Annotated in this window: 2 protein-coding genes and 1 pseudogene; all 3 read left to right on the top strand. The window is 66.5% G+C overall.

Annotated features, from left to right (window positions below; genetic code table 11):
- A pseudogene (gene fusA / locus QZV84_RS01955) lies at window positions 1-348 on the top strand (elongation factor G); the annotation flags it as partial.
- Between the two features lie 177 nt (window positions 349-525).
- Window positions 526-1,719: an elongation factor Tu gene (gene tuf, locus QZV84_RS01950; RefSeq protein WP_292824526.1), complete on the top strand. Its 1,194-nt coding sequence runs from the start codon at window positions 526-528 to the stop codon at window positions 1,717-1,719.
- A 170-nt stretch (window positions 1,720-1,889) separates the two neighbouring features.
- Window positions 1,890-3,725 carry a DUF4012 domain-containing protein gene (locus QZV84_RS01945; RefSeq protein WP_292824524.1) on the top strand — a complete coding sequence of 612 codons (1,836 nt, stop codon included), beginning with the start codon at window positions 1,890-1,892 and terminating at the stop codon, window positions 3,723-3,725.
- Window positions 3,726-3,767 lie beyond the last annotated feature (42 nt).

Genomic DNA, 3,767 nt, shown 5'->3' with positions numbered 1-3,767 from the left:
ATGGCGTTCAAGATCGCCGGCTCGATGGGCTTCAAGGAGGCCGCCCGCAAGGCGAACCCCGTGATCCTCGAGCCCATCATGGGCGTCGAGGTGCGCACGCCCGAGGAGTACATGGGCGACGTCATCGGAGACCTGAACTCGCGTCGCGGCCAGATCCAGTCGATGGAGGACGCCCAGGGCGTCAAGGTCGTCAAGGCTCTGGTGCCGCTGTCGGAGATGTTCGGCTACATCGGCGACCTGCGTTCGAAGACCTCGGGCCGCGCGGTCTACTCGATGGAGTTCGACAGCTACGCCGAGGTCCCCCGCAACGTCGCCGACGAGATCGTCCAGAAGAACAAGGGCGAATAGCCGTCACGGATGCCGGGAGCCGGGCTCCCGGCATCCATTCCACAACTGAAAACGGTCGTCGAGTAGCGCGCCAGCGCGTATCGAGACACACATCACTAAGGTAGAAGCAATCCCCGTAGAGAACCGGTCGCAAACCAGTGCCCGGCGCATCTACATGAACGTCCTGAGGAGGACCCAGTGGCTAAGGCCAAGTTCGAGCGGACCAAGCCGCACGTAAACATCGGAACGATCGGTCACGTCGACCACGGCAAGACCACGCTGACCGCTGCCATCTCGAAGGTGCTCGCCGACAAGTACCCGTCGGCCACCAACGTGCAGCGTGACTTCGCGTCGATCGACTCCGCCCCCGAAGAGCGTCAGCGCGGCATCACGATCAACATCTCGCACGTCGAGTACGAGACGCCCAAGCGCCACTACGCGCACGTCGATGCCCCCGGCCACGCCGACTACATCAAGAACATGATCACCGGTGCGGCTCAGATGGACGGCGCGATCCTCGTGGTCGCCGCCACCGACGGCCCGATGGCCCAGACGCGTGAGCACGTGCTGCTGGCCAAGCAGGTCGGCGTGCCGTACCTGCTCGTCGCCCTGAACAAGGCCGACATGGTCGATGACGAGGAGATCCTGGAGCTGGTCGAGCTCGAGGTCCGCGAACTGCTCTCCAGCCAGGGCTTCGATGGTGACAACGCACCCGTCGTGCGCGTCTCGGGCCTGAAGGCGCTCGAAGGCGACCCCGAGTGGACCGAGAAGATCGTCGAGCTCATGGAAGCCGTCGACGAGTCGATCCCCGACCCGGTGCGCGACAAGGACAAGCCGTTCCTCATGCCCATCGAGGACGTCTTCACGATCACCGGCCGTGGCACCGTCGTGACGGGTCGCGCCGAGCGCGGCACCCTCGCGATCAACTCCGAGGTCGAGATCGTGGGTCTGCGCCCGACGCAGAAGACGATCGTCACCGGTATCGAGATGTTCCACAAGCAGCTCGACGAGGCCTGGGCCGGCGAGAACTGTGGTCTGCTGCTGCGCGGCACCAAGCGTGACGACGTCGAGCGCGGCCAGGTCGTCGTGAAGCCCGGTTCGGTCACCCCGCACACCAACTTCGAGGGCACGGCGTACATCCTGTCCAAGGAGGAGGGCGGCCGTCACAACCCGTTCTTCACGAACTACCGCCCGCAGTTCTACTTCCGCACCACCGACGTCACCGGCGTCATCACGCTGCCCGAGGGCACCGAGATGGTCATGCCCGGCGACACGACCGACATGACCGTTGAGCTGATCCAGCCCATCGCCATGGAGGAGGGCCTCAGCTTCGCGATCCGTGAGGGTGGCCGCACCGTCGGCGCCGGCACGGTCACCAAGATCATCAAGTAGTACCGGATCCTGAAGTAGACGCGAGTCGGACAGCAAGCGATCCTGAGAGGGTCGGGCCTGAGGGTCCGGCCCTCTCCGTCGTCGTGCAATGCCATCGCCGGGCGCGACGATCGCCGGCGTCGACCCGGCGTTCACGGCGCTTTCCGGGCTTGTCTGGCTAGGATTCCCTGGTGCCCGAACCACACCCGAATGGTGACCTCATCGACGAGCGACCGCGCCGTCGGCGGCGCCGCCGCGCGTGGCCGTGGGTTCTCGGGATCGTCGGGCTGCTGATCGCCGGGCTGGTGGTGGCCGGGTTCATGGCCGCGAAGTTCTTCGAAGAGGCCATGGATGTGCGCGCCGATCTCGAAGCCGCCCAGTCGCGGCTCGGCGGCGTGACCGAGCTCGTGCGCAGCGGCGACCAGGCGCAGTTCGACGCCGTCGCCTCGGACGTGCTCGCGTATACGACGAGCGCCGACGAGACCGTGCAGGGGCCGCTCTGGGAGTATGCGTCGTGGGTCCCGTTCGTCGGGCAGAACATCGCTGCGATCCGCTCCACGACCGAGGCCACCCACCTCCTCGTGCGCGATGCGCTCCCGGCGAGCTTCACCGTCCTCGGCGCGATGCAGCGGGAGAACATCCGCTTCGAAGGCGGAGGCTTCAACCTCGAGCCGTTCCGTCAGGCGCTCGGCTCGCTCCCGGCGGTGGATGCCGCGTTCACCGAGGCTCAGCGGAAGGTCTCCGGCATCAACCGTGATGATCTGCTGCCGATCGTGGACGACGCGGTCGGCCAGGTGATCGAGGTGATCGACCAGGCTGCGCCGGTTGCGCACACGGCGACGGCAGTCCTGCCGACCGCGCTGACCATGCTCGGCGAACAGGGGCCCAGAACCTACCTGGTGATCTTCCAGAACAACGCCGAGATCCGTGCCACCGGCGGCGCGGGCGCCGCGGCCGTATACGTCCGTGCAGACGGAGGGCACCTCACCCTCGAGGGGCAGACCGGATCCACCACGTTCGAGTCTCCCGGACTCACCGGCGTGCAGCATCTCGACCTGCCCGCCGACACGCTCGCCCTCTACGACGACGAGTTCGCGCGGTTCTCGCAGAACTACACGAAGACGCCGAACTTCCCGACGGCCGCGCGGATGTTCCAGGCGATCGCAGCGAAGACGGGTTACGGTGTCGACGGGGTGATCTCGCTCGACCCGGTCGTGCTCAGTGACATCCTCTCGGTGACCGGGGGGGTGACGGTTGACGGCATCGACGTCAACGCAGACAACGCGCTGCAGATCCTGCTGAGCGACACATACCTGCGCAACCCCGGCGACCAGGCGCCGGCGGACGCGTTCTTCGCAGCCACCTCGGCGACGGTGTTCCAGAAGCTCGTCTCAGGCGACTGGGACCTGATGAAGATGCTCGATGTCTTCGCGGCAGCCGGCGATCAGGAGCGGCTGTACGGCTGGTTCAGCCGCGAGGAGGAGGAAGCGGTCGCGCGCGAACTCGGAATCGACGGTGCCATGAAGGCCGACAACGAGAGTACGACCGAAGTGGGCATCTTTCTGAATGACGCAGCCGTCAGCAAGCTCGAGTACTACCTCTCGACCTCGGTCGCGGTCTCATGCAATGCCGCCGACCGCACCGTCACGACATCCATCACCATGACGAACTCCGTGGACCGCGACGACCTCACCTACCACATCCTCTCCCTCCGCTCGCCGAGCTACGGAGGCAGCGGGACATCGATGCTCCTGGACGTGCTCTACTTCGCGCCGCCGGGCGGGACGATCGCCGGCGTCGACCCGGCTGAAGGCGATGCGGCGGATCTTGCGCGCACCAGCACGGAGGACGGCCGGAACGCCCAGAGCATCGCGGTGCTGCTCGATCGCGGACAGACTCGAACCGTCACCTACACGAGCGTGCTGCCCGAAGGACCCCTCGGGCCGCTCTCGGTGCGCTACAGTCCCACGGTCACGGATACGCCGGTCACAATCGCTGCCTCGTGCGCGGAGCTGACCGGACCGTAGCCGACCGCATCGGGCCGGAGGTCGGCCCCCTCGTCACGGCCG

The sequence above is a fragment of the Microbacterium sp. genome (assembly GCF_011620715.1).
Classification (GTDB): domain Bacteria; phylum Actinomycetota; class Actinomycetes; order Actinomycetales; family Microbacteriaceae; genus Microbacterium.
This window is presented reverse-complemented; position numbering and strand designations above follow the sequence as displayed.